The organism is Streptococcus sanguinis, assembly GCF_900635155.1.
Classification (GTDB): Bacteria; Bacillota; Bacilli; order Lactobacillales; family Streptococcaceae; genus Streptococcus; species Streptococcus sanguinis_G.
Genome location: NZ_LR134002.1, coordinates 37,583 through 62,780, shown reverse-complemented (window position 1 = coordinate 62,780; position 25,198 = coordinate 37,583). Strand labels below are relative to the sequence as shown.

Annotated in this window: 25 protein-coding genes and 1 pseudogene; 4 read left to right on the top strand and 22 right to left on the bottom strand. The window is 44.5% G+C overall.

Annotation, left to right across the window (positions count from 1 at the left end):
* Positions 1-6: 6 nt before the first annotated feature.
* From ELZ47_RS00385 to ELZ47_RS00370, 4 genes are read right to left on the bottom strand one after another with little or no spacing between them, the layout of a single operon-like run.
* A complete protein-coding gene (locus tag ELZ47_RS00385; RefSeq protein ID WP_125330684.1) occupies positions 7-831 on the bottom strand; it encodes a PTS system mannose/fructose/sorbose family transporter subunit IID in 825 nt (274 codons plus the stop codon).
* On the bottom strand, positions 818-1,699 hold the full coding sequence (locus tag ELZ47_RS00380) for a PTS mannose/fructose/sorbose/N-acetylgalactosamine transporter subunit IIC (RefSeq protein WP_126434946.1): 882 nt from the start codon (positions 1,697-1,699) through the stop codon (positions 818-820). The genes ELZ47_RS00385 and ELZ47_RS00380 overlap by 14 nt, the downstream gene beginning before the upstream one ends.
* A 25-nt stretch (positions 1,700-1,724) precedes the next feature.
* A complete protein-coding gene (locus ELZ47_RS00375) occupies positions 1,725-2,201 on the bottom strand; it encodes a PTS system mannose/fructose/N-acetylgalactosamine-transporter subunit IIB (protein ID WP_126434945.1) in 477 nt (158 codons plus the stop codon).
* Complete coding sequence (locus ELZ47_RS00370; RefSeq protein ID WP_197715325.1) at positions 2,198-4,018, bottom strand: glycoside hydrolase family 35 protein; 1,821 nt, start codon at positions 4,016-4,018, stop codon at positions 2,198-2,200. Before ELZ47_RS00370 ends, ELZ47_RS00375 begins: the two co-directional genes overlap by 4 nt.
* A gap of 106 nt (positions 4,019-4,124) precedes the next feature.
* On the opposite strand from ELZ47_RS00370, the gene ELZ47_RS00365 reads away from it, so the two are divergent.
* Positions 4,125-4,841 carry a GntR family transcriptional regulator gene (locus tag ELZ47_RS00365; RefSeq protein ID WP_002907683.1) on the top strand — a complete coding sequence of 239 codons (717 nt, stop codon included), beginning with the start codon at positions 4,125-4,127 and terminating at the stop codon, positions 4,839-4,841.
* Positions 4,842-4,986: 145 nt separating this feature from the next.
* On the opposite strand, the gene ELZ47_RS00360 is transcribed toward ELZ47_RS00365, so the two are convergent.
* The 4 genes from ELZ47_RS00360 to dhaK form a co-directional block, all read right to left on the bottom strand.
* Positions 4,987-5,919 carry an IS30 family transposase gene (locus tag ELZ47_RS00360; protein ID WP_126434931.1) on the bottom strand — a complete coding sequence of 311 codons (933 nt, stop codon included), beginning with the start codon at positions 5,917-5,919 and terminating at the stop codon, positions 4,987-4,989.
* Between the two features lie 310 nt (positions 5,920-6,229).
* Complete coding sequence (gene dhaM, locus ELZ47_RS00355; protein ID WP_125330681.1) at positions 6,230-6,604, bottom strand: dihydroxyacetone kinase phosphoryl donor subunit DhaM; 375 nt, start codon at positions 6,602-6,604, stop codon at positions 6,230-6,232.
* Positions 6,604-7,182, bottom strand: a complete 579-nt coding sequence (dhaL, locus tag ELZ47_RS00350; protein ID WP_125330680.1) for a dihydroxyacetone kinase subunit DhaL — start codon at positions 7,180-7,182, stop codon at positions 6,604-6,606. Before dhaL ends, dhaM begins: the two co-directional genes overlap by 1 nt.
* Before the next feature lie 10 nt (positions 7,183-7,192).
* Positions 7,193-8,182: a dihydroxyacetone kinase subunit DhaK gene (gene dhaK / locus ELZ47_RS00345; protein WP_126434943.1), complete on the bottom strand. Its 990-nt coding sequence runs from the start codon at positions 8,180-8,182 to the stop codon at positions 7,193-7,195.
* A gap of 216 nt (positions 8,183-8,398) precedes the next feature.
* Between dhaK and ELZ47_RS00340 the strand changes: the two genes are divergently transcribed.
* Both ELZ47_RS00340 and ELZ47_RS00335 read left to right on the top strand, forming a co-directional pair.
* Positions 8,399-8,995: a TetR/AcrR family transcriptional regulator gene (locus tag ELZ47_RS00340; RefSeq protein WP_126434942.1), complete on the top strand. Its 597-nt coding sequence runs from the start codon at positions 8,399-8,401 to the stop codon at positions 8,993-8,995.
* Positions 8,992-9,558: an NAD(P)H-dependent oxidoreductase gene (locus ELZ47_RS00335; protein ID WP_126434941.1), complete on the top strand. Its 567-nt coding sequence runs from the start codon at positions 8,992-8,994 to the stop codon at positions 9,556-9,558. The genes ELZ47_RS00340 and ELZ47_RS00335 overlap by 4 nt, the downstream gene beginning before the upstream one ends.
* Positions 9,559-9,605: 47 nt before the next feature.
* On the opposite strand, the gene purB is transcribed toward ELZ47_RS00335, so the two are convergent.
* From purB to purD, 9 genes and pseudogenes are all read right to left on the bottom strand, one after another.
* Entirely contained in the window at positions 9,606-10,901 is a 1,296-nt protein-coding gene (gene purB, locus ELZ47_RS00330) for an adenylosuccinate lyase (RefSeq protein WP_126434940.1), read from the bottom strand.
* A gap of 23 nt (positions 10,902-10,924) precedes the next feature.
* Entirely contained in the window at positions 10,925-12,382 is a 1,458-nt protein-coding gene (locus tag ELZ47_RS00325) for a hypothetical protein (protein ID WP_126434939.1), read from the bottom strand.
* Between the two features lie 110 nt (positions 12,383-12,492).
* Positions 12,493-12,576: pseudogene (locus ELZ47_RS00320) on the bottom strand (phosphoribosylaminoimidazole carboxylase); the annotation flags it as partial.
* Positions 12,577-12,578: 2 nt separating this feature from the next.
* The gene (locus ELZ47_RS00315) at positions 12,579-13,271 is read right to left on the bottom strand and encodes an aspartate/glutamate racemase family protein (protein WP_126434938.1); all 693 of its coding nucleotides are present in this window, start codon (positions 13,269-13,271) and stop codon (positions 12,579-12,581) included.
* Positions 13,272-13,274: 3 nt separating this feature from the next.
* Positions 13,275-13,502, bottom strand: coding sequence for a phosphoribosylaminoimidazole carboxylase (locus ELZ47_RS00310; protein ID WP_126434937.1), 228 nt, complete (start codon positions 13,500-13,502; stop codon positions 13,275-13,277).
* A gap of 14 nt (positions 13,503-13,516) precedes the next feature.
* On the bottom strand, positions 13,517-14,152 hold the full coding sequence (locus ELZ47_RS00305; RefSeq protein WP_126434936.1) for a YdcF family protein: 636 nt from the start codon (positions 14,150-14,152) through the stop codon (positions 13,517-13,519).
* A gap of 147 nt (positions 14,153-14,299) precedes the next feature.
* Complete coding sequence (gene purK, locus ELZ47_RS00300) at positions 14,300-15,379, bottom strand: 5-(carboxyamino)imidazole ribonucleotide synthase (protein WP_126434935.1); 1,080 nt, start codon at positions 15,377-15,379, stop codon at positions 14,300-14,302.
* Positions 15,366-15,854: a 5-(carboxyamino)imidazole ribonucleotide mutase gene (gene purE, locus ELZ47_RS00295; protein WP_002894355.1), complete on the bottom strand. Its 489-nt coding sequence runs from the start codon at positions 15,852-15,854 to the stop codon at positions 15,366-15,368. The genes purK and purE overlap by 14 nt, the downstream gene beginning before the upstream one ends.
* A gap of 190 nt (positions 15,855-16,044) precedes the next feature.
* Positions 16,045-17,310: a phosphoribosylamine--glycine ligase gene (gene purD / locus ELZ47_RS00290; protein ID WP_126434934.1), complete on the bottom strand. Its 1,266-nt coding sequence runs from the start codon at positions 17,308-17,310 to the stop codon at positions 16,045-16,047.
* A 324-nt stretch (positions 17,311-17,634) separates the two neighbouring features.
* On the opposite strand from purD, the gene lytF reads away from it, so the two are divergent.
* On the top strand, positions 17,635-19,584 hold the full coding sequence (gene lytF, locus ELZ47_RS00285; protein WP_125332466.1) for a murein hydrolase LytF: 1,950 nt from the start codon (positions 17,635-17,637) through the stop codon (positions 19,582-19,584).
* A 136-nt stretch (positions 19,585-19,720) separates the two neighbouring features.
* On the opposite strand, the gene purH is transcribed toward lytF, so the two are convergent.
* From purH to purF, 5 genes are read right to left on the bottom strand one after another with little or no spacing between them, the layout of a single operon-like run.
* Complete coding sequence (purH, locus tag ELZ47_RS00280; RefSeq protein ID WP_125332468.1) at positions 19,721-21,268, bottom strand: bifunctional phosphoribosylaminoimidazolecarboxamide formyltransferase/IMP cyclohydrolase; 1,548 nt, start codon at positions 21,266-21,268, stop codon at positions 19,721-19,723.
* A gap of 39 nt (positions 21,269-21,307) precedes the next feature.
* Positions 21,308-22,015, bottom strand: a complete 708-nt coding sequence (locus tag ELZ47_RS00275) for a suppressor of fused domain protein (RefSeq protein WP_061603008.1) — start codon at positions 22,013-22,015, stop codon at positions 21,308-21,310.
* Positions 22,016-22,069: 54 nt separating this feature from the next.
* Entirely contained in the window at positions 22,070-22,621 is a 552-nt protein-coding gene (gene purN, locus ELZ47_RS00270) for a phosphoribosylglycinamide formyltransferase (RefSeq protein WP_125332471.1), read from the bottom strand.
* Positions 22,618-23,640: a phosphoribosylformylglycinamidine cyclo-ligase gene (gene purM / locus ELZ47_RS00265; RefSeq protein ID WP_125332473.1), complete on the bottom strand. Its 1,023-nt coding sequence runs from the start codon at positions 23,638-23,640 to the stop codon at positions 22,618-22,620. The genes purN and purM overlap by 4 nt, the downstream gene beginning before the upstream one ends.
* Before the next feature lie 59 nt (positions 23,641-23,699).
* Positions 23,700-25,139: an amidophosphoribosyltransferase gene (purF, locus tag ELZ47_RS00260; RefSeq protein WP_125332475.1), complete on the bottom strand. Its 1,440-nt coding sequence runs from the start codon at positions 25,137-25,139 to the stop codon at positions 23,700-23,702.
* Positions 25,140-25,198: the final 59 nt, after the last annotated feature.

Here is a 25,198-nt window from a genome sequence, read left to right as displayed (position 1 = left end):
ACTCCATTACTCTGGTACTTGTCCCAGCAGGAAGTAGCCAATAGCAGAGAAGCTTACTGCCATGATAATGATAATGAAGATAGCCTTAGTAGAGTTCATTCCTTTCTTGCCCAAAAGCCAGAAGATAAAGCCCGTAAAGACTGCTGGAATCAAACGTGGGAAAATCAGATTCATCATGTCTTGGAAATCAATAGCTTTCTCACCGATGTTCCATACCCAAGATACTTCAAAGTTGATCATAGTAGCAATCAAACCACCCACCATGAAGATACCCAGTACAGAAGCCGCTTCAACAAGAGCTGTCAAAGTACTTTGCATGTTGGTGATGAGATTGACCCCTTCTTTGTAGGCAAATTCTAACTGTTTCCAACGGAAAATATCATAAACAATTGCTACAGCAATCCAAAGGAAAATTCCCCAAGGCTGGCCTGCAATAGCCATGGTAGCAGCGATAGATCCCATGATAGCTGGCACAAGAGAGCCAAAGATAGAGTCTCCAAGAGGAGCAAACGGTCCCATAAGACCTGTCTTGATACCATTGACCGCATCTTTTGATTTAACCCCGTCTTTTTCTTCCATAGCTAGGTCAAAACCTGCAATAATGGTGTGGAAGAAAGGTGAGGTATTGAAGAATTGCGTATGCAATTTCATCATTTCTTTCAATTCTGGAGTGCCGTCTCCGTACATTTTACGCAGCTGAGGTAAAAGCATGTAGAGATAACCAGAACCTTGCATCCGCTCGTAGTTCCAGCCTAATTGGAAAGTGAACAAGCTGCGTTTGTTGATCTGTTTAAAATCTTCTTTTGTTAATTTATAATTAGAGTTCGTCATCTTCAATTTCCTCACTTTCTGATTTTGTGCTAGCAGCTGGAGCAGCAGCTACTGTTCTTTGGCTGTATTTGAAATGCTGTACTGCAAGGAAGATACCAAAGATAGCTACACCAATCATAGACAAGCCTTTGAAGTTGTTGGCAAATGTGATCGCAGCATCTTTTGGAAGAGTTCCAACAATACTAGATACAGCCCCACCCAAAGTTTGAATGTTTGAGTAAAGAACAGTCAGCATAGCAGTCAAGCCAAAACCAAGAGCTAGGTAATGAAGATTGCGTTTAACTGGAAGGTAACGAAGCAAGATAGCAAACCCGAGTCCTGGAAGCATACGACCAGCCAGTGTCAAACCTGCAGCCAGCCATTTCACACCAGCAACACCATCTACTATCGCTTGAACAAATGTTCCACCAAATGCCAGAGCCAGAAAGACTGGGAGAGCACGAGACAGAGCCCAAGGAAGTGCACCCAAGAGATAGTTGCGTTCAATTGCTGCATCCACACGGTGTGCGAAATAAGTCGTTGTCATACGGCCTAAGATATCAAAGTAAGTCAACAAAGTTGCTACCGGTACTGCGATTGTCGCAATAGCCAACTCTGGCTTAATGCCTTGTGCTACGGAAAAGGCTGTTGCAAGAACGGCACCTGATGTCGCATCAATACGAGAAGCCCCACCAAATGTTCCTACACCAAGAACGAATAATTGCAGGCTACCACCGATAAACAAACCGGTTGTCAAATCACCCATAATCAAGCCAGTAATGAATCCAGCAAATACAGGTGATCCTGCTGACGAAACGATGGTCAACTCATCACAGATTTGATAAGCTGAGTACAAAGTGAGTAGTAAAATTTGCCACCATTGTATCATAACAATGTCCTCCTAAAATTTTGTCTTATTTTAATAACTTCATGAAGTCCTCAACCTGATCGTTGGGAACCATTTGCGCAGTCAGCTTGACTCCTTTTTCGTGCAGCTTGTGAAAGGCTTCAACATCTGCATCTACCACGTTGATAGAGCGGGTAATGGAGCGAGTTTCGTCTGACTGAGACATATTGCCGACATTCAGCGTTTCCAGCGGAACACCAGCTTCGACCAACCGCAGAAAACGGTCTGGCTTGCGAGCGACAATTAAGAGTCGCTGTGAATCATACTTGCCGGCCAAAATATTTTCTGCTGCCTTAGCAATTGGCAAGACACTTAATTTCACACCAGCTGGCGTTGCGAGCTTGAGCCCGCTCTTTTCGATAGCGTTTTCAGCTACCTCATCGTCAATCACCATAATGCGTGAAATGTTAAGCTTGGTAGTCCAAAGATTGGCTACCTGTCCATGGATCAAACGTCCATCGATACGTGCACCTACTATTGTCATAGATTTTCCCCCTTTATTGTTTTAAATGTAGGTTGGTTAACTAAGTGAATGGTTTCGCTGTAGATCCCTTCTGTCTCAAAGATAATAATGCGATTGTCGCCTTCTCTGAGCAGGCTGTGCGGGATATAGAGCGATAAGGTCGGTCCGACATTCCAGAAACGGCCAATGCTGACACCGTTGACAAAGACGACGCCCTTGCCAAAGTCGGACAGATCCAGGTAAGTATCTTTAAGCGCTTTCATTTTAAAGTCAAAAGCGTAGAAAGCTGGTTGCTTTTCCTGCCACCCTTTTGAAAAGTCGATCTTTTCTGGATGGTCCAGCGGCAATGGATAATGCTGCCAGTCAAGCAGGAAGTGCAGGTCCTTGCAGACACCTGTGCGAATCCCCTTCTGCTGGGTATCTGCCAAGAGCTTGTGGCCATAATTGACCCGACCCATATTCTCCATCAAAATATCAATCTGGTGCTCTGTCTTTTTCTGGCCGTCCACCATGATATCCTGACCGATTTCTGTCTGGTACTGGGTTGCTATGTGCTGACCGTCCACATAGAGCTGCATACGGTCGCGGCCATCAATGACACGGAGCCTTTCCTGATCAGCATCCCAACTAGCCCAAGTTCGATAGAGCAGGTAGCCGACATTTTGCCCCAACTCCTCCATCTTCATCGGATAGAGACTTTCGATAGGCTGAGCCAAGTCTGGCAATGTCTCAAAGAGACTAACTTTCTGACTGAGCGGGATATTCCTGAGTTCAAAAGACTCTTTCACCAGCGGCTCCATCTGTGGATACTCTGGATAATGCTCTTTCAGCATCCTCTGGACTGCATAGTACTTATCCGTCGGATTGCCACGCTCATTGAGTAGAGCATCATAGTCATAGGAAGTTACCTGTGGCAGGTCAATGACACCTCTGGCCGAACAGCCGTTCATGAAGCCAAAGTTGGTACCGCCATGAAACATATAGAGATTGATTGAGCCCTGCTGGAGCACTTCGTGAACAGCTTGAGCCAGCTCGTCTGGATCTCGCTTGATGATAGGTTCTTTCCAGCGATTGAACCAGCCATCCCAGAACTCCATACACATGAGTGGCCACTTTTTGCCATGCTCGTCAAAGAATTCCTGCATCTGACCAAAGTTATAATCTGCCTTGGAGCCGAAATTTCCTGTCACAAAGAGATTATCTTCAATCAGTGTACCGGCTTTCAGTGTGGCCCGCCAAGGTCCATCTGATGTGAAGAGCGGACAGGTCACACCGCGCTCTTCCATGAGCTGTCTGATTGCTCTCAGGTAGGCCTTGTCTTCCCCATAAGAACCGTACTCATTTTCCACCTGCATCATGAGGATATTGCCCCCATTGTCCAGCAGCCTTGGAGTCAGTCGCGGCAGCAGCTCGTCATAATAGCTGGCTACGGCCTGCAGAAAGGCTTCATCTGATGAGCGGATGCGCATATTTTCATTGAGCAGCCAGGCCGGCAGACCACCGAACTCCCACTCCGCGCAGATAAAAGGCGAAGGGCGGATAATGGCATAAAGTCCCAAATCCTGAGCCGTCTGTAAAAATGCCTCAATATCTAAAATCCCTTGAAAATTAAAGACACCTTTTTGGGGTTCGTGCATATTCCAGGGAAGATAAGTCTCCACTGTGTTAAAGCCCAGAGCTTTGAGATTATAAAGGGAATGATACCAATCCTCAGGCTGTACCCGAAAATAGTGAATGGCTCCCGATAAAATCTTAAACTCCCGATCATCCAAACAGAAGGAATGACCAATTTTGAATCTTGCCATCTGATGTTTCCTCAGGTATAAAACCGCTTTCATCTCTTATTAATATTAATATAATAAATTTTTGCATAAATGTCAACATTTTTTTTAAAAATATGTTAAAATCTTAAGTAAGAAAAGTAAAAAAAGAGAGGTGAACAAAATGGCTATTCCAAAATACCAACAAATCAAAGATGAGCTCAAGCAGCAAATCATTTCTGGCAAATTTGAAAATGGCGATAAGTTTTACACAGAGGCTGAGCTGATTCAGATGTTTAATGTCAGCTCCATTACCGTTGTCCGCGCTTTGAATGAACTGGCCAACGATGGTTACATCATCCGCCAACAAGGCAAGGGAACCTTCGTTTCACGTGCAAGAAAGCACAAACTGGTGGAATTTTCTGACGTTGAGACCTTCCCTATCCAAAAAGATAAGGTGACTGTTCTCTCCATTAAACGCGGGAATGACCTGAAAATCTTAGATAAGCTAGAACTAGCACCAACGCAGTTCTACTATAAGATCGACCGGATCAGACGGACTGGCGATAAAGTCTATATCTATCACCAAACCTATATCCCTGAGCAGTACATCAATCCTAACTATCCAGATATGGACTACTACAGCTCTATCTACAACCGCTTCAAAACTGACTACCACATTCACATGAATGATGAGCATTTTGAAGAGACCAATGAAATTGTCTTCCCAACACCAAAAGATGTTGCGAAAGTGCTGGAAGTTGATACCAACTTCCCGACCGTTCATCAGGTGAAGATTACCCAGCTGGAAAGCACTGGACAGATCTTAGAGTACAGCGAAACTTACAAACGCGGCGACTTCTTCAAGATCAAGTTCATTTCCTGCAATCGGGACCACTAAGATTGAAAACGATGGCTTCTAATCGGCTGTCGTTTTTTTGTTTCATCTTATGTACTTATATCTATTATAAGTCTATCTATACCAATTTGCAATCCATTCTAAAAACTTTTGTTCATGATAAATTGCAATAAAAAGTGCAACAAATCTAAAATTCATCCATAAGTGCCTCAAATGCTGTTTTGTAACCTAAGCATTTTCTTGGACGGTGATTTATAGCAAGTAAAGCATTTACTAACGATTCATCAGTAATGTCGGTTAGATTAGTTCTCTTAGGAAAATATTCTCTAAGCAAACCATTTGAATTTTCATTACTTCCTCTTTGCCAAGATGAATAAGCGTCCGCAAAGTAAAAGTCTATTCCTAAAGCTTCCACTTGAGGATAACAAGCAAATTCTTTTCCTCTGTCTGATGTAAATGTTTTTAAAAAGTTCTTAGGAAAAATCTTCTGAAGTGTTTCTATGGCTGAAAACATTGATCTAGCTGATCGGTCAGGTATTTTAAATGCCAGATAAAAACGTGTTTTGCGCTCTACAAATGTAGCCAAGCATCCTTTGCTTTTCCCTCTGGAAGAAACCATGGTATCTAATTCCCAATGACCGAAATTTTGCCTGTTCTTCACTTCTTTAGGTCGCTTGGAAATAGGTTTACCAATAATGAATTTCCCTCTAGTCTCACGAGGTTCACGTGTTTTACCTTTTCGTCTTAACGTCTCTAAACTAACTTCGAGTTGCCCATTATATATCCAATTATAAATCGTTTTAAACGATATGATTGGCTTATTTTCGTACTGATAACGCCCATGAATCTGCTCGGGTGACCAAGATGCTTTTAAATGACGTTCTATATCTTTCTTCATCTGTGAAGTACATGCAGTTTTCCTTCCCTTAAGTCTAGATAATTCCTCATATTGCCTTTGTGCTTCTTCGGCAGAATATTTATTTGGACACCGTTTGATTTCTCGGCTAATTGATGAACGGTGGAAACCTAACTTAGTTGCAATATAGGACAGATTAAAACCTGCTTCAAGATATGCTTCTATCTTTAGACGATCAATTATGGTAATATGTAAGTAGCCCATAGGATTTCCTCGTGTCTGTTTGTGTGGTTACTTACAGTTTACACGATTTGAGAACCTATGGGTTTTTTGTTGCACTATATTTTACAATTTATCTCATTAAAAAGTGAATTCTGTCAAAAAGTAAGCACAGTTTATTGTTTTGTTCTATTTTTCAATTATTCTAAAGAAGAAAAAATAAGAAACACTGGCTGTTTCCCTGAAAATTAGTATAATGATAAAGCAAAAAAGCTGAGATTGAATCCCAACTTTTCGATATAAAATGTTCCTTATTTTGCAAATAAAGTCGTTTATCAAGTCTTCAGAAAACCAGCTATTTTTTTATTTCTAATTCACGAACCTGAAGCAAAACATTAGGCAAATCTGCCCCAGCCTGAAGAAGGGCAGCAGCCGTATAAGCGCCTTCTACTAAGGGAACATTATTGATAATGATTTCCTTGTCAGAAAAGTCTGCGACCATTTCTAGATTCATCCGAGCCGAGCCCAGATCGAAAAAGGCCAAAATAATGTCCTTGTCATTGGCATCTAAAGCTGCCTGAATCCCTTCAAAGCTGGTCCCGATGCTGCCGTCTTCTAGCCCGCCTACATAGCTGATGGCCACATCTGCCGCCACCTGCGAAATGAGGTCAAACAAACCTTGGGCCAGGTTTTTGGAATGAGAAATGATAAGAATACCAGTATCTGCCATCAGTCTGCCTCCGTTTCTAGAAGAGCCTCAAAGAGGAGACCGGATGAAGCAGAACCGGGATCGAGATGACCAATAGAGCGCTCCCCGACATAGGAAGCCCGCCCCTTAGTCGCTTTCAGATCTTTGGTCGCTTCCACTAGGGATCCAATCTTTTCATGCGTCAAGTCTCCAGACTGCAGAGAAACAGGAATCCCCGACCAGACATCCACCATGGTCTTCTCGCCTGGCACAGCCTTGCCCCGCTTCTGAATCATGTCCAGACCAGCTTGGATGATTTCCGACAGGTCTTTGCCGTCTTTTTCAGCCTTGGCCATTCCCATGAAGGCCGAGCCATAGAGAGGTCCGGAAGCACCGCCCACTTTGCTAATCAGCTGCATGGAAACAGCCTGAAAAACCTCAGCCGCACTGGCAAAGTCCTTAGCAGCTAGACTCTCTACTGCTGCTGCCATTCCCCTGGCCATATTGCCACCATGATCGCCATCACCGATGGGTGTATCAAGGTCAGACAGATAGGCTTTCTGGTCCTGGATCTTATCGTTGAACAACTGCATCCATTTTTTTGCTCTTGCTGCGTCCATAAGCACCTCCTTACCAAGCGGCTGTCGTGACAGGACTGTTGAGAGCTGTCAGCCAGTCTGGCTGGTCCAGCTCGATAAAGGTCAGAGAAATCCCTGCCATATCAATGGAGGTCATGTAATTACCCAGCTTTTTATAGACAACTTCGACTCCAACATCTGCCAGAAGATTTGCTACATCGGCCGCAAAGACATACTGCTCCATGAGCGGTGTTGAACCCATACCATTGATGAGGATACCAATTTTCTTGCCAGATTTGAGCTCGACAGACTGACTGAGCTTTTCGACCAATTCTTTGGCTAAGTCCTTAGAAGGCTGCATCTTTTCCTTGCGATAGCCTGGCTCACCATGGATGCCAATGCCGAACTCTATCTCATCATCAGCCAAAACAAAACCAGGCTTGCCGACTTCCGGTACGGTCGCCCCGCTCAGAGCCAAGCCAACCGTGTGAATATGTTTGACCAGCTCATCAGCTAGTGCCTTGATTTCAGTCAGAGATTTGCCTGCACGCGCCGCATCCCCTAGAATCTTATGGACAAGAATGGTACCAGCCACTCCGCGGCGACCTTGAGTATAAAGGCTGTCTTCCACTGCGATATCGTCATCTACGACGACACTAGCCACCTCAATCCCTTCCATCTCAGCCATTTCCTGAGCCATTTCAAAGTTCATGATGTCACCGGAGTAATTCTTAATCACCATGAAGACTCCGGCTCCCTCATCTGCTTCCTTGATAGCCTGTAAGACCTGATCAGGTGTTGGTGAAGTAAAGACCGCTCCGCAGATAGCCGCCGACAGCATGCCCTCACCGACAAAGCCAGCATGGGAAGGCTCATGACCACTGCCACCGCCAGAAATCAGGCCAACCTTGCCTGTCTTCTCACTCTTGCGGGCAATGATATCAAAGCCCTCCACCCGATAAACCAAATCGCTGTGAATATAGGCCAAGCCGTCCAGCATCTCGTCCACAACCGCTGTTGGGTCGTTGATAATTTTCTTCATAGGTGTCCTCCGTTTCTCGGCGCTTCTCTAAAATGAGCAACTTGCCCCAAAAAGAAAGCGCTATCATTTTAATGTTATTTTAACATTTTATCTTACCGAAAGCAAATTCTGCCACATCCTAGAATAGAAGAAAGCATCAAATTAGTTGACAAGAAAAAGTAGACAGTGTATACTAAAGATAGATAACTAGACAGTGTATACTTTTGGAGGAGATACATGAAACGCAATACTGCCCAGCTGAAAGAACAGCTCATCCAAACAGGGATTGACGAAATCGGAAAACACGGAATTGAACAGCTTTCGCTCAGGACTGTTGCCAAGGCCTGCGGTGTAACTCACGGCAGCCCTTACCGCCATTTTGAGAGCAAGGAAGGCTACCTTAAGGTGGTTTTGACCCAGCTTTCGCTCTTTCTCAATCAGGAAATCAATGAAAAGATTGATGCGACAGGTTCTGCGCGTGATCAGCTGACCCAGCTTGGTCTTAATTTCATTATTTTTGCTAAGACCTACCCTCATTTTTTCGAAGCTCTCTTTATCAAATTCCCTTTTAAATATATGAAGGTGGCGCAGGACACCATTCTCTTGGAGTCGGACTTGCCTGGATTTGATAAATTTAAGGAGCTTGTTTTAAAGCTTCGCGAGGAGGAAAATTTTAGCAATAGCGAAGCGGAAAGCCTTTTTCACTTTTGGAGCTTTATCACAGGCCTAGCCGTTCTAGCCAACAGTCCCATCGGACAAGACCTTGATCCTCAAGCCATCCAAAGCACGATTGAGCACATGCTTGACATTTATATCAAAGGAGAACGATCATGAAAACCTTGATTATTTACACCCACCCCAGCCCAACTGGCTTCAATGCTGCTATTCTCAAAGAAGTTCAAAACAATCTTTCTAAAAAGCACGAGGTGAAAACCTTGGACTTGTATGCTGAAAATTTTGACCCGATTTTGCGCTTTGACCAAGAACATAGACGCCGTGACCTGCACAAAGACCCTGAAATGGCAAAATACAGGGATTTGATTACTTGGGCAGACCATCTGATTTTCATTTTCCCTATCTGGTGGAGCGGCATGCCGGCCATTCTCAAAGGCTTTATCGACCGCGTCTTTGTGGCTGACTTTGCTTACTCTTATAAAAAAATTGGCCTCCAAGGCCACCTGCAAGGCAAGTCCGGCTGGATTATCGCCAGCCACAACACACCTGCTTTTGCCTTGCCTTTCATGCAAGACTATGGCAAGGTACTTAAAAATCAAGTCTTGAAATTTTGTGGTATTTCTCCAGTCAAACTGACCGAGCTCAACGGAGTAGAACGCAAAACAGACCAACAACGCCAAGAAATGCTGCAGAAAATCGGGCAAATGGCCAGTCAAATTTAAAATAAAGAAAAACAGGCACTTCTTTTGAAGTGCCTATCTTTTTATGTTTATTCCAGCCCCACGCGCTTGAAGATTTCATCTACGCGCTTGGTATAGTAAACTGGGTTGAAGATTTCATCAATCTCTTCTTGAGTCAGACGGGAAGTGACTTCTGGATCCGCTTCGAGCAGAGGCTTGAAGTCCACTTGATTGTCCCAAGACTGGGCAGTTTTTGGCTGCACCAAGTCATAAGCTTGCTCCCGCGTCATGCCCTTTTCAATCAAGGTCAACATAGCCCGCTGGCTGAAGATAAGACCAAAGGTCGAGTTCATATTCCGCTTCATGTTTTCTGGGAAGACGGTCAAGTTCTTGACGATATTTCCGAAGCGGTTGAGCATATAGTCGATGAGAATGGTCGTGTCCGGAGCGATAATCCGCTCAGCTGATGAGTGGGAAATGTCGCGCTCATGCCAGAGAGAGACATTCTCAAAGGCTGTTACCATATGGCCGCGAATGACGCGCGCCAGACCAGTCATGTTTTCAGAGCCGATAGGATTGCGTTTGTGAGGCATAGCAGATGAACCTTTTTGCCCCTTAGCAAAGAACTCTTCGACCTCGCGTTGCTCAGATTTTTGCAGACCACGGATTTCAGTCGCCATGCGCTCAATAGACGTCGCAATCAAGGCTAGAGCTGAGAAGTATTCAGCGTGGAGATCGCGTGGCAAGACTTGGGTCGAAATCTCTTGTGGACGGATGCCTAATTTCTCACAGACATAACTCTCCACGAATGGCGGAATGTTGGCAAAGTTCCCAACCGCACCAGAGATTTTCCCGGCTTCTACACCCGCAGCCGCAATCTCGAAACGCTCGATATTGCGCTTCATTTCGCTGTACCAAGTTGCGAGCTTAAGTCCGAAAGTCGTCGGCTCCGCATGCACCCCGTGAGTCCGTCCCATCATGATGGTGAACTTGTGCTCCCGCGCCCGCTCTGCAATGATGTCAGTGAAGCGACGCAGATCCTCGCGAATGATGTCATTGGCCTGCTTGTAGAGGTAGCCGTAGGCCGTATCCACCACATCGGTCGAGGTCAGGCCATAGTGCACCCACTTGCGCTCCTCACCCAGCGTCTCAGAAACTGCCCGAGTAAAGGCAACCACATCGTGGCGCGTCTCCTGCTCAATCTCCAAAATGCGGTCAATGTCAAAGCCTGCCTTCTCACGAATCAAGGCCACATCTTCCTTGGGAATCTCACCCAACTCAGCCCAGGCCTCATCAGCCAGAATCTCTACCTCCAGCCAAGCCTTGTACTTATTTTCCTCATTCCAAATGTTCGCCATTTCAGGGCGAGAGTAACGGTTGATCATGATTTTTCTCCTTGATTCTATCATTAATAATTTCGACGTATATATTCAGCTTGTTTTATATTTCCAACTTGTTCACATGCTTTAATATACATTAATCTCGATTCTTCGCTTATATACATTATATTTTCCTCAAAGTAAATTATAGCATCATCAAATTGCTCTAATTTAAATAATACTTTTGCGTATATTTCATATAACTCTGGCAAAAGAATATTTTGTTCTTCTAATTTAAGTATATCGAAGAGGCTTTCTTTTAAAGATTCCAAAGATACCGCATCATCTAAAGTTGTTTCATCAAAAGTTAGTAAAAAAATATTTCCTTCTACAAAGTGACGATAGTTTTTAAACTCTCTTTTTATATAAATATCTGATAACTTTAGCACTTCTTGGTAGATACCCAATTTAATTCTAATAGCTATTTGTTTTGCCAACTCCAATTCAGACACATCTACTTCATGCAGAATCTCAATATTTATTAGTTCTTTTATTAAAAGTAATTTTTCTATATTTTCATATTCATAGTAATACAATATACTTTTTTCAATAATTATTTCCTTCATTTCTTTTGACAATGCAATAATCCGATCTAATGCAAAGAATAAAGTAATAAATAATACTGGTACTTTTAAAACATCAGAACCAATTTCTAAATTCCCAATTAAAGTAAATCCAAAAAATATAATATAAATAAATATTTTTTTTAATAATTTACTTTCTTTGCCAGCACTTCCATTGTAGATCCACATAATAAATACTACTAATAAAGTTAGAAGTAAAGAAAAACTTGCCCCTCCTCCCGGAAAGAATCTAAATAGACAATAACTCATAGTTATGGAAGAAATAATTAAAAGTATGATGTTCTTTCTATTATTTTTATTTTTTTTACGATTCCTCCGCCAATTATAAAGAATTTCTTCAAGATAATTAAAATATTGCACAACAGTATAATATTTACCATCTCCAATAGGATGAAAAATAATTAAAATACCAAATAAAATAATAATTAACGTTGCTTGAAAATAAACTTCAAAGATTAGGGTATAAATTAGAATTGTTAAGATTATAATAATTACTCTCGACAAAAAATTTTGTTTCTTAAAAATTAACATTGTAACCAACGATAATATCATAGGAAAAAACATTTTAAAAAGTAAGGATAACTTATCAAAAATTATTTCAGAAGATAATATGACAGAATGTACATTCTGAGTTGATGGTACATATTGTAGAAACTCTTTCTTCCCTGAAAATATTGCATCTGTTATAAAGTATAAATTAGCAAATGATACTGCCGTCTGTAAAATAAACGGTTTTAACTGCTGATAAACTACAACTACAAGTATGCATGTAAATATTAAAAAAAGAATTCCGTATAAATGCTTTAAAAAATCTCTTTTTTTCAAATCTTTTTTAGATACATAGTTAATTGATGGTAACAACAAATTATTTATCAATCTAAAATCTAAAGAATTATTTTCCATTCAAAATCTATTCCTTATAATAGTAACTACTCAACTTTTAGGTCAATCTCTTTACTAAAGAAAACAGGACTATTAAGATGAGATATAATAACATCCAAATAAGAACTGTTTCAATCCCCAAACTCAATAACACTATCCGGCGCATCACTAAACAAAGTTACATGCCCTACTCTACGGTTGCGCTTGTCTTCTATGGTCACTTATTTATCGCCCACTCCGCTGCTTTATCTGCATGAATCACTGTTGTGTCGTAGAGAGGCAGGTCAGTATCGAATTGTTTGATGAGAAGGCCTATCTCGGTACAACCCAAGATAACAGCTTCTGCGCCTGCTTTTTTCAAATCATCTATAACGGCAAGATAAGTCTGCTTTGAGCTTTCTTTGATATCCCCTAGACAGAGCTCGTCATAAATAATCCGATTGACTTCTGTAATACCAGCTTGGTCTGGAATCAGCACTTCTAACCCAGACTCTATTAATTTCTCCTTGTAAAAATCTTGAGTCATGGTGTACTTTGTCCCCAGGAGGCCGACTTTTTGAATACCGTCAGCCAACAAGGCCTGCGCGGTTGCCTGCGCAATATGCAAGATTGGAATCGTAATCTTTTCTTGTATCTGCGGAGCAACCTTGTGCATGGTGTTGGTGCAAATAACGATGAAATCTGCACCAGCTTGCTCCAAGCGTTGAGCAATATCTGCCAAAAGTTGACCGCTTTTCTCCCAGTCCCCGACTGCCTGATAATGCTCAACCTCTGCAAAATCAACACTATAAAGCAGAATCTTAGCTGAATGCAAGCCACCCAGCTCTTTTTTGATGGTTTCGTTGATGATTTGGTAGTAAGATGTGGTACTTTCCCAACTCATACCACCAATCAGACCGATAGTTTTCATAGACTAATTAAACTCCTCCTTGCTTATCGCCACCGACGGATAGTGTGGCAAGCTACTTAGATCTGTATCCAATGGCAAATCATAGATAGCCAGATAATTGTTTGGATATTGAATCTTTAATTCCTGATATTTGGCTTTTACTTTTTTATGGTCGGCACTGGCAAAGAGCACTTCCACAACTGCAGTTTCTTTACCTTCTTCCACAAAAGCATTAACGATGATTTGAATCATAGAAACCTCCTATATCACAATTCAACATCTAACTTTAAAATATCTCCCTTTTCTCCATAATGGAGAAGCCGCAGATATTCTCCCCAAACTCTGGACTTGCCAATGTCTGTATTCATCCAGCTATCCCGACCAATCTCAACATCCTTGTAAAAAGCATTGAAGGTATATGGGATGTAGCGAAGATGCTTTGGCAAGTGCTGAGCCAAGGTCCGCCATTGCCTACCAGTCGCGTGACTTTTGCAAATGAACATAACGGTCTCAACAGTATTAAAATCAAAAATTTCTTTGGCAAACAGTACGTTTTCTAAAGTATTGCTAGAGGAGTTTTCAGATTTAATCGCTTCTTCAGGAATGCCCGCAGCCATCAGATGCTGGATAATAACCTCTGCCTCTGTATGTCCATTCCATTCTGGATGAGGCGTTCCTGTCAAACTTCGACCGCCGGTCACAATAATTCGTCTTACATAGCTTTTTTGATAAGCCTCAATAGCTTTTTCCCAGTGGCCTGGGTGAGTCCCACTGAAAACAAATAAAACATCACACGGCTGAGGTTCGATTATTTCCCCAAAAACACTCTTAGTCAAAAAAGAGATTTCTTTATCAGAGAACTCTTTCGGAACTTCTGGACTTTTCGGGATAATTGGTCTCATCTATAACATTTCCTCCACAGAGTTTTCTTAAAAATCAATCCCTTCTAGCAGTAGTTGACTGGCTTCTCTTGCTGACTTTATCAGCTACGACAAGCCTAGTCAACCTTGCAGGGGTAAGACGACGGACCTTATAACTGGGGTCCTGTCTTACTCCCCAAACTCTTCCACACCATCCGGTACATCACTAAACAAAGTCACATGCCCCATCTTGCGGTTATGCTTCGCTTCTATTTTACCATACAGGTGGAGGTGGGCGCTTGGATTTTCTGTGACATATGTTTCAGCGGCCTCGACATGCTGGCCGAGAACATTGAGCATAACGGCTGGCGCATGCAGTTGGATGACTGGCAATGGTGCTCCCAGAACACCGAGAATATGGGTATCAAACTGCGAGAAATCGCAGGCTTCGATAGAGTAGTGCCCAGAGTTGTGCGGCCGTGGAGCAATCTCGTTGACAATGATGTCATCAGCAGTCGCAAACATTTCTACGCAGAGGGTTCCAGACAGCTTGAGCTGCTCTGCGATTCGTACCGCCATGGCTTTGGCCTTATCAGCTAGACTCTCTGAAATGCGGGCTGGCACGATGGTCTTAGACAGGATATTGTTGCGGTGGATATTTTCCTGAACTGGGAAAACTGTCACATCCTTGCCATTTCCGGACACGATGACGGAAATTTCAAGGTCAAAATTGACAAATTCTTCCAAGACACAGTCTGCTGAATCAGCTAGTGCATAGGCTTCTTCCATGTCTTCTGCCGAGCGAATGACCTTTTGCCCATGTCCGTCGTAGCCACCAGTCGCCGTTTTGAGGACATAGTTTTTCGACAGGTCGATATCCGCCAAGTCTTGGCTAGAAGTCACGACCTTGTAGGGTGCCACGGTGACTTGGGCCTTGTTTGCAAGAAAATCCTTTTCAAAAATCCGATTTTGAGAAATGCGGAGCAGGTCCGTTCCTTGAGGGAGCTGACCATCCTTGATAACGGCATCCAAACCGTCAGCATCAACATTTTCAAACTCATAGGTCAGGACATCGCAACGCTCCGCCAACTGACGGAGAGCGTCCACATCGTTATAAGGAGCCACGATAAGCTCTGCCACACGAGAGGCTGGACAGTCCGCTGCTGGATCCAGCGCGATGACCTTGTGCCCCATGTAGATAGCAGAAATGGCCATCATCTGTCCCAGCTGACCGCCACCGATAATTCCGATTGTTTTAGATGAGCTCATTGCTTGACTCCTCAGCGATTTTTCCTTGTTCTTCTGCAAAATCCGCTAGCGCTGCTGCTAGATCTTGGTCTTCAATCGCCAAGATCCGAAGGGCAGTCAGGGCAGCATTTGTCGCTCCCGCTTCACCGATTGCCATAGTTGCCACTGGCACACCACCCGGCATCTGAACGATCGAATAAAGTGAGTCCAGACCGCTGAGAGCGCGTGATTTGACGGGTACACCGATAACAGGCAGAGTGGTTTTAGCCGCTACCATTCCTGGCAAATGCGCTGCCCCACCTGCCCCAGCGATGATGACCTTGATGCCACGGCTGCGGGCTTCTTCGGCATGCTGAAACATGAGGTCAGGCGTGCGGTGGGCAGAGACGACTTTCTTTTCGTAGGCTACACCAAAGCGGTCTAGGACTTCAGCAGTTTTTTGCATGGTAGCCCAGTCGGATTTAGAGCCCATGATGATGGAAATAATTGGTTTCATTTTTCTCCTTTTTTAATAATCGTCTATTGTAGTGCGGACGTAAGCGACCGCCTATGGCGTTCCATTACTAAAACTGGAGCCTAAGTCTCCAGTTTTCCGCTCCTAGTAGCAAAGCTACTAGGAGTTCCACTACTGCGACGATTATCCTATAATGGCGCGCTTTCGCTCGCCATGACAACTATAGTATCTGTTAATCTTTTATGGCCTTGCTTCCGATATCAGTTCGGTAAAAGAGGCCTGTGGTGTCTTGTTTTTTTAGTTGGTCGTAGATTTTTTCCTGCGCAGCTGAGACGGTATCTGCTGTGGTAACCAGCATGTACACTCGACCGCCATTTGACAGCAGTGCTCTGCTATTTTCCGCAAACTTAGCCCCAGCATAGTAGGTGATGATGTCACCGTCTGTCTTCTCAGGCAGAGGCAGGCCTTTCTCATAGTCCAGCGGGTAGCCCTCTGATGCGACAACCACGCCTAGGGTCACTCCCTCATCCAGCCAAGTGATAGCAGGCTCTCTCTTGTCCAAAATGTCCGTGATGTTCTGCGCAAAGTCAGAAGTCAAGCGTGGCAAGATAATCTGTGTCTCTGGATCACCGAAGCGCGAGTTGAACTCAATGACCTTAGGGCCATCTGCTGTCAGAATCAGCCCAGCATAGAGCACGCCCAGATAAGGTCGTCCCTCAGCTATCATGCCTTTGAGAACCGGCTTGATAATCGTCTCAACCGACTGGTCCACCACGCTTTGTGGCAGGTGAGGCACTGGCGCATAGGCTCCCATGCCGCCTGTATTGGGACCCTTGTCCCCATCGTAGGCCCGCTTATGGTCCTGGGCCGTCGGCAGGATGTAAAACTTATCGCCATTGACAAAGGCAAAGAGGGAAAACTCCTCGCCGTCCAGGAACTCTTCAATAACCACACGCGCACCGCTGTCGCCGAACTTATTATCTAAGAGCATATCGTGAGCTGCTTCGACCGCCTGCTCCACGTTCTCCGCTACGACTACACCCTTACCCAGAGCTAGGCCGTCCGCCTTGACCACGATAGGCGCTCCCTGCTTTTCGATGTAGGATTTGGCTTCCTCAAAGTCGGAAAATGTGCCATAGGCTGCTGTCGGAACACCGTATTTGACCATGATTTCCTTGGCAAAATCCTTGGACCACTCCAGCTCCGCTGCTAAACGAGATGGACCGAAAGCCTTGAGCCCAGCTTGGTTAAAATCATCTACAATCCCAGCTGCCAGGGCATCATCCGGACCAATAAAAGACCAAGCAACATCATTCTCATTGGCAAATTCGATTAGTTTAGAATGTTCGGAAATTCCAATGTTTACTAAATCCAGACCATCTAAGGTCATGCCATCATTTCCAGGAGCGACAAACACCTGCTCCACACCCTGAGACTCCAATAACTTCTTGGCAATCGCATGCTCACGACCGCCTGAACCAACAACTAAAAGCTTCATAGCCAAGATACCTCTATGTTCATATCATAGGCGCTTACGCACCAAGCTAACACATCACGTAAAAACATCGCATTTTTACGAATTATTTATCTAAATTATATCACAATCGTTCGTTTTATTCCATTCTAATGAGAAAAAGAATATCTCTTCCATATGATTGCCATTGCCGTAATTATTGTTGTCTTCAACCTTCTCCTTTTTGAGTGGATTGTACACATTTTAGAAAAAAACAATCATGACTTGCCAAATTTACTATCATTTTCAAACAAGTTTTCCGAATAATACAGGTGGGCCCATCCAAAAACATTCTCACAAAGGAGTTTTATGAAGAAATATCAAAAACTGTTTTTATTATCCGGAGCTGTCCTAGGTCTCTTTGCGAGCCACTCAAAAGTTCATGCGACCGAAACGCCTGAATCTGAAGTCAAAATTCTAGGCCCTACTGATCGTGCCAGCAATGTCGATGTGACTGTGAACGATCGTACAGCCTCTATTAGTTATACCCGTTCTCAAGCTCAAGAACCTTATCTTATTGCTCATGCTGTTTGGTCTGAAGAAAACGGACAAGATGATTTGAAATGGTATGATACACCACAAACACCCATCACTGACATTGACTTAAGCAACCATCCAGGATATGGTACGTTTCATGTTCATACTTACATACGGATAGGAGAGCGCTTGGTAGCTCTAAATGCCACTACCTTTCATGTAGATAAACCAGCTAGTAAAACGAATGCATCCGTCTCAGGAGATACAGGACGCATTAGTTTTTCCCGCAACAAAGACCAAACTCACTCAAAGATTGTCCATGCTGTCTGGTCAGATGAAAAAGGCAGCGACGACCTTCAGTGGTATGACGCAGGAGAAGAATCAACTGAGTTTAATCTATCCAAACATCGTGGTTATGGACGATACTTCGTTGACACTTACGAAAATGTAAACGGAAAAATGATTTTCCTATCTGGTACTACGTTCCATCTTGAAAATCCGAAACCGATAATCGAAACTAGCTTCCCTCAGACCGGCATCATGGAAATAAATGTCAAAAACGTACCTGACACCATGCATCGAATTGTTCTTCCTACTTGGTCTGATAAGAAAGGGCAAGATGATCTACAATGGTACGAAGCAAGCAAAAATCCAGATGGCAGCTACAGCGCTCGGGTGGAACTCAGAAAGCATAACTACGACACTGGGACTTACAATATCCATCTTTACGGCCAAAGCTATGTTCAACCGGAATCAACTGGTATAACAGGAACGACAGTTCAAGTTGACAGCGGAAAATTACCTTCAGACGAGGAACAGAAACCTCTTTTTACGGTGGAAAATATCAACCCCAAACAAGGGACCTACACCGTGAAAACTACCGAAACTAGCTTATCTAAACCTATTCAATCTGTCCGGGTGCCAATTTGGAGCACTAGCAATCAGAGCAATCTTAAATGGTATGCAGCCACTCCTAACGGAGATGGCTCCTTCAGCGCAACCTTTGATATCCGTAATCATCAGGCTTTGTCTGGAACCTATAACAACCATGTGTATGTCACCTATAAGGACGGCAGTGAGCGTAGCTACGCAGCAGATGCCGTCTCAATGTCTACCGACCAAATTCAAGCCAAGGTTGCAGTCAGGAAAACTGAGGCTAATCGCTATGAGGTGACCGTGACAGACGCCTACGGAGATGGCGATATTATTCTGCCAACTTGGTCAGAAGTCAATGGGCAAGATGATATCAAATGGTATACTGCAAATAAGGTCGGCAATGGAACTTACAAATTTACCGTGGATACTCAGAATCACAAGGGGAGCGGTCTATTTAACACCCATGTCTATCGTAGAAAAGCGGGACAGTTAATCGGCCTGACTGGAACTAGCTATCAGGTTGAGAAATCAAGCGTTCAATCAGCTAATATTCAGCCTAACTATGCCGCTGCTAATGCGACAACTTATCCTGTCGGCCAATGCACTTGGGGAGCTAAAGCTCTAGCTCCTTGGGCAGGAAATTACTGGGGCAACGGCGGTCAATGGGCGGCTAGTGCTAGAAGAGCTGGATTCCATACCGGCAGTAGGCCTGAGGTTGGCGCCATCGCCTGCTGGGATGACGGCGGCTACGGCCACGTCGGTGTCGTGACTCATGTCGAATCCAATACCCGCATCCAGATCCAAGAGTCTAACTACCTCGGCAAGCAGTACATCAGCAACTTCCGTGGCTGGTTCGACCCAACTGCTTCTTACTGGGGCCGCCTGACCTATATCTACCCTAAATAAGTCGCTTTCGCACTTCTCAAAACCACTTCAAACCAGTGTTTTGAGCAGACTACTCCTGCTTAGTTTGTTCATGATTTTCATTGAGTATAAGACTACTCAAAAATCCTCGGCTCGACCCGAGGATTTTTTATAGTTTTTAATGCCTAAAATGCCGTACACCGGTGAAAATCATAGTCAAGCCATGCTTGTCAGCTGCGATAATAGACTCCTCATCACGGACAGATCCACCTGGTTGGATGATAGCTTTGATGCCAGCGGCTGCGATTTCTTCGATATTGTCTGCAAAGGGGAAGAAAGCGTCAGAAGCCAGAGCAGCACCGTCAAGGCGATCTTTAGCTTGCTCAATAGCAATCTTGACAGAAGCCACGCGGTTGGTCTGACCGGGACCGATTCCCAGCACCTGACGGTCATTGGTAATGATGATCCCGTTGGATTTGACATATTTGACGGACTTCCAGGCAAATTCCAAAGCTACGCGCTCCTGCTCACTCGGCCGGCGCTTGGTCACGACCTGCCAATCAGCTGGTTTTTCCTCGATAACATCTTGATTTTGCACAAGAAGACCGCCAAGAACACCAGTCACTTCCTTCTCAGCTCCAGAAGCTGCCTGAGCATCAAAAGCCAACTCCAAAATCCGCAGATTTTTCTTTTTATTGGTCAAAATCGCTAGCGCTTCTGCCGTGTAGCTCGGTGCGATGATGATTTCCAGAAAAACACCGTGCATCTTCTCAGCCGTCGCAGCATCCACCTGACGGTTGAGGACGACAATCCCACCAAAAATAGAAACCGGATCAGACTCATAAGCATAGTCCCAGGCAGTCTCAATATCGTCCGCCTGACCAATGCCACAAGGATTCATATGTTTTAGCGCCACAACAGTTGGCCGATCCTTGAAATCTCGAATAATCTGAATGGCCGCATCCGCATCGCGAATGTTATTGAAGGACAACTCTTTCCCATTCAGCTGCTTGGCGGAAGCGATGGAATAGTCCAGTGGCAAAGCAGTCTGATAGAAATCAGCTTCCTGCTGGGGATTTTCCCCGTAGCGCATGGGCTGCTTGAGTTCATAGGTCAAGGTCAGCTTTTCAGGCTTACTTTCGCCCACCTGAGCTGTGAAATAGTCCGAAATCAAGGCATCATAAGCAGCCGTGTGACGGAAAACCTTAGCTGCTAAGCGCTGCCGCGTTTCATAGGTCGTTTGGCCATTTGCTGCCAACTCTTCCAGAACAAGAGCATAATCAGCCGGATCTACAACAACTGTCACGCTTGCATGATTTTTAGCCGCAGAGCGCAGCATAGAGGGTCCACCGATGTCAATATTTTCCACCGCATCCGCATACTCTACACCTGGCTTGAGAATAGTTTCCTTAAAAGGATAGAGGTTGACCACAACGAGGTCAATGAGCTCAATCTGATTCTCCTTGGCCGCTTGTAGGTGGCTATCTAAATCCCGACGAGCCAAGAGACCGCCGTGAATGTTTGGATGGAGGGTCTTGACACGGCCATCCATCATCTCTGGAAAACCAGTCACATCATCAATGGCAATGGTGCCCACCCCAGCACTATCAAGGGCAACCTTGGTCCCACCAGTTGAGATGATATCCCAACCAAGTTTTTTAAGTTCTTGGGCAAATTCAACAATGCCCGCTTTGTCTGAGACACTGATCAGTGCGCGTTTAGTCATGTTTTTCCTTTCCTTGTATCAAGAGGTGCTTTCACATCATTAAACTAAAGACTGGCGATCATAGTCTGTAACCTGATTTCCAAGTTCTTTTAACAGTTTTATGACCTCAAGCTTACTAGTTTCACTTTCGTACACATTTCGCAGTTCTGCATCTGTCGCACCAATCAGGGTTACAAATTCCACTTTTCCATGCGGAGTATCAAGAGGTTTAGCTAAATCATCAGCAGCAGTCAAGAACCCTGTCAAGTTAGATTTCTGCTGGGCATCAATTCCTACTGTCTGTTTAGTATAAATGTATTCCTCTGGCAAAACCACTTTACCTGTTTGAAAAATATATCTTGCCACATACTGCAACAAACCACAGCCATTTTTAATTTCTTCTTCGTCATTATTTGATTTCTTTAACTTAAAAGTCAATTCAATCCCATAACCACTGTATTCAGGGTCGTCGCTTTCTTTTGTATATAACTCTGACAGACCATAGCTGACAAAATGCCAAAAATCTCCCGCATCATAAACACTGATGCCATCAAGCGGATCTGGACCGCCCAACATATACTTGATAACTGTCCCATAATGAAGTGGATTGGGCTGATCCGGATATAAACGATTAAACTCTGCATCAATCGCATGCCACCCCGGAGTGCTATCATCTGTATTTTCAGCTTCAACAACAATTTTGCCTTCGTCTTCAATTGGTGTCTCTTCATCTGAAGATTTCTTCTTAAAAAAATCAAATAAACCCATAAAATCCTCCTTATCTGATGTTGGACCGTCATAAAATCAGCTATGATTTCGTTTTTATCTTCTCTCCACTCCCAAGCTATCCAGCACTTCTGGGTAGAGCTGGTACTCCTGCTCATGAATCCTAGCTTCAAAGCTTTCAATGGTGTCATCTGGCAGACGCGGCACGCGCACTTGCTGGATAATCTTACCAGTGTCGACACCCGAATCCACCCAGTGAATGGTCACGCCACTTTCAGAGACTCCAGCCTGCCAAGCATCCTCAATGCCATGAGCTCCTGGAAATTCGGGCAGATAGGCTGGATGAATGTTGATGATCCGCCTTTCATAAGCACTAAGTAAGGTTGGCCCAACGATTTTCATATAGCCTGCTAGGCAAACCAAGTCAATCTTGTGTTCATCAAGCAGGTCTACAATGGCTTGCTCGTAAGCCGCCTTACTGTCAAACTCTCTAAGCTCAAAGGCATAGCTTTTGACACCTAGCTTATCCGCCCGCCCGAGCACATAGGCATCGCGATGGTCTGAAAAGACAAATTCAACAGGAAACTGCTCAGCAATCACTTGGAAATTTGATCCATTGCCCGAAGCAAAAATGGCAATTTTTTTCATTTGATAAGGACACTTTCATTTTCTTTTTTGACAATCCGGCCGACTTCATAAACAGGCTCGTCAAGAAGTTCTTTGACACGATTCACATTTTCAGGAGCTACAGCCAAAATCATCCCCAGTCCCATATTGAAGATTTCAAACATTTCTTGGTGCTTGATGTGACCATATTTTTCTAAGGCCTTAAAAATCGGCAAGACTGGAATCTTGTCTTCTTCAATCTCAGCAGCCAAGTCATCGGCAAACATGCGGGGCACATTTTCGATAAAACCGCCACCGGTAATATGGGCAATCCCATGAACCAGCTTTTCCTTAATCAGCGGCAGCAAAGCCTTGACATAGATACGAGTCGGCTCAAGCAGGACTTCCTTGAGTTTCTTGTCTTCCAATTCTGGCAGTTCTTCCTCACCAGAATAGTCCGCAAAAACACGACGGACAAGCGAATAACCATTTGAGTGAATACCACTGGAAGCCAGCCCCAGAAGGACATCTCCCTCTACGACTTTAGAGCCGTCAATAATCTCTGACTTCTCAGCAACCCCGACAGCAAAACCAGCCAGGTCATAATCATCTTCACCGTACATGCCAGGCATTTCAGCGGTTTCCCCGCCAATCAAGGCAGCTCCAGACTGAACGCAGCCTTCAGCCACACCAGCCACCACCTGCTCTAGTTTAGCTGGTTCATTTTTCCCAGTGGCAATATAGTCCAGGAAGTAAAGAGGCTCAGCCCCTGCAGCGATGATGTCATTGACACACATAGCCACACAGTCCTGCCCAATGGTATCGTGCTTGTCATACTGAATGGCCAGCATGAGCTTGGTTCCGACCCCATCCGTACCAGAAATCAGCACCGGCTCCTTGACCCCAGTCTGAGATAGGTCAAACATGCCGCCAAAGCCACCCAGTGCTCCCATGACACCAGCCCGCTCTGTACGTGCCACATGCTTTTTGATTCGCTCAACAACTTCATAACCTGCTTCAACATCCACACCGGATTGAGCGTATGCATTTTTATTTGTCATAACTTTCTTCCTTACTCTTATTTTTGAAAAAGATTGCGACAAGAACCGCTGACCTTGTTTTAATAAAAACTCGTCTTCTCCTTCAGGCTTTCCAGATAGCGCTCTTCATAATCATAAAGCGGAGTTGGGTACTGACCGTCAAAGTAAGCCACACAAAGCCCGCCATTCGGAGCGTCCGTCTCAATACCAACTGATTCAATGAGACCTTCCAGCGACAGGTAGGTCAGGCTGTCAGCTCCGATAATCTCACAGACCTCATCAACCGTATGATTAGCCGAGATAAGCTCACGCCGATTCTGAATATCAATGCCGTAAAAACATGGATATTTAAGTTCTGGACTGCCGATAGCCACATGGACTTCAGCTGCGCCTGCATCTCGTAGGAGCTGGACGATGCGTCGGCTGGTTGTTCCCCGCACGATAGAGTCATCCACCATGACCACGCGCTTGCCCTTGACAATGCTGGAAACAGCAGATAATTTCATACGAACCCCTTGCTCTCGCAACTCCTGCGTTGGCTGGATAAAAGTCCGTTGGATGTATTGATTTTTAATCAGACCCATTTCATTTGGCAGACCAGACTCTTCGGAAAAACCAGAGGCCGCTGACAAGGAAGAATTAGGTACACCTACAACGATATCTGCCTCATGTTGGAATTCCTGAGCCAGCCTACGGCCCATCCGTTTGCGGGCTGCATGGACATTGACCCCGTGAATAACGCTGTCCGGCCGAGCGAAATAGACATATTCCATTGAGCAAATAGCCAGCTGAGTATCTGTCGTATAGCTGTCATAGGTCACGCCTTCATCATCGATAATCACAATTTCCCCTGGCTTCAGGTCACGCACCCATTCGGCACCCACCACTTCAAAAGCACAGGTTTCACTGGAAACGACCCAGGCCCCATTTTTCATGCGGCCGATGGACAAAGGACGAAAGCCGTTAGGATCTAGCGCAGCGTAGAGCTTGTCCTCTCTCATGATGAGATAGGCAAAGCCGCCCTGAACTCGTCTCAAGGACTCCTTGAGCTTATCTAAGAAATTTTCCTGCTTGCTATGGCGAATCAAGTGCATGAGAATTTCCGTATCAGACGAGCTGGCAAAGATGGAACCCTTCTTTTCTAACTCCCGTCTCAGTGAATGGGCATTGGTCAGATTGCCATTATGCGCCAAGCCCATCTGCATATCATAGAAACTGAAGAAGAAAGGCTGGACATTATTGATGGAGGCTCCGCCAGACGTTGCATAACGGACATGGCCGATGGCTGCTTCTCCTGTCAGATTATCTAAATCTGCTGGGTTTTTAAAGACCTCTGCAACCAATCCCAAATCGCGGTGGCGTTTGAGCTTTCCATGGTCGTTTGACAGGATACCTGCTCCTTCCTGACCGCGGTGCTGCAGACTATGGAGTCCGAAATAGGTAACCTGAGCTGCCTGTGGATGGCCCCAGATTCCAAAAATACCGCACTCTTCATTCAGTGACTTTACTTCGTATGTCATTGTTTTACCTAAATTCTTTTGTCTTGTAAAAGGGAGAAAACCTGGCCTTTCAGGCCAAG

Coding starts and splice junctions, on each gene's coding strand:
- ELZ47_RS00385 (WP_125330684.1), bottom strand. CDS start 831: ATGACGAACTCTAATTATAAATTAACAAAAGAAGATTTTAAACAGATC.
- ELZ47_RS00380 (WP_126434946.1), bottom strand. CDS start 1,699: ATGATACAATGGTGGCAAATTTTACTACTCACTTTGTACTCAGCTTAT.
- ELZ47_RS00375 (WP_126434945.1), bottom strand. CDS start 2,201: ATGACAATAGTAGGTGCACGTATCGATGGACGTTTGATCCATGGACAG.
- ELZ47_RS00370 (WP_197715325.1), bottom strand. CDS start 4,018: ATGAAAGCGGTTTTATACCTGAGGAAACATCAGATGGCAAGATTCAAA.
- ELZ47_RS00365 (WP_002907683.1), top strand. CDS start 4,125: ATGGCTATTCCAAAATACCAACAAATCAAAGATGAGCTCAAGCAGCAA.
- ELZ47_RS00360 (WP_126434931.1), bottom strand. CDS start 5,919: ATGGGCTACTTACATATTACCATAATTGATCGTCTAAAGATAGAAGCA.
- dhaM (WP_125330681.1), bottom strand. CDS start 6,604: ATGGCAGATACTGGTATTCTTATCATTTCTCATTCCAAAAACCTGGCC.
- dhaL (WP_125330680.1), bottom strand. CDS start 7,182: ATGGACGCAGCAAGAGCAAAAAAATGGATGCAGTTGTTCAACGATAAG.
- dhaK (WP_126434943.1), bottom strand. CDS start 8,182: ATGAAGAAAATTATCAACGACCCAACAGCGGTTGTGGACGAGATGCTG.
- ELZ47_RS00340 (WP_126434942.1), top strand. CDS start 8,399: ATGAAACGCAATACTGCCCAGCTGAAAGAACAGCTCATCCAAACAGGG.
- ELZ47_RS00335 (WP_126434941.1), top strand. CDS start 8,992: ATGAAAACCTTGATTATTTACACCCACCCCAGCCCAACTGGCTTCAAT.
- purB (WP_126434940.1), bottom strand. CDS start 10,901: ATGATCAACCGTTACTCTCGCCCTGAAATGGCGAACATTTGGAATGAG.
- ELZ47_RS00325 (WP_126434939.1), bottom strand. CDS start 12,382: ATGGAAAATAATTCTTTAGATTTTAGATTGATAAATAATTTGTTGTTA.
- ELZ47_RS00315 (WP_126434938.1), bottom strand. CDS start 13,271: ATGAAAACTATCGGTCTGATTGGTGGTATGAGTTGGGAAAGTACCACA.
- ELZ47_RS00310 (WP_126434937.1), bottom strand. CDS start 13,502: ATGATTCAAATCATCGTTAATGCTTTTGTGGAAGAAGGTAAAGAAACT.
- ELZ47_RS00305 (WP_126434936.1), bottom strand. CDS start 14,152: ATGAGACCAATTATCCCGAAAAGTCCAGAAGTTCCGAAAGAGTTCTCT.
- purK (WP_126434935.1), bottom strand. CDS start 15,379: ATGAGCTCATCTAAAACAATCGGAATTATCGGTGGCGGTCAGCTGGGA.
- purE (WP_002894355.1), bottom strand. CDS start 15,854: ATGAAACCAATTATTTCCATCATCATGGGCTCTAAATCCGACTGGGCT.
- purD (WP_126434934.1), bottom strand. CDS start 17,310: ATGAAGCTTTTAGTTGTTGGTTCAGGCGGTCGTGAGCATGCGATTGCC.
- lytF (WP_125332466.1), top strand. CDS start 17,635: ATGAAGAAATATCAAAAACTGTTTTTATTATCCGGAGCTGTCCTAGGT.
- purH (WP_125332468.1), bottom strand. CDS start 21,268: ATGACTAAACGCGCACTGATCAGTGTCTCAGACAAAGCGGGCATTGTT.
- ELZ47_RS00275 (WP_061603008.1), bottom strand. CDS start 22,015: ATGGGTTTATTTGATTTTTTTAAGAAGAAATCTTCAGATGAAGAGACA.
- purN (WP_125332471.1), bottom strand. CDS start 22,621: ATGAAAAAAATTGCCATTTTTGCTTCGGGCAATGGATCAAATTTCCAA.
- purM (WP_125332473.1), bottom strand. CDS start 23,640: ATGACAAATAAAAATGCATACGCTCAATCCGGTGTGGATGTTGAAGCA.
- purF (WP_125332475.1), bottom strand. CDS start 25,139: ATGACATACGAAGTAAAGTCACTGAATGAAGAGTGCGGTATTTTTGGA.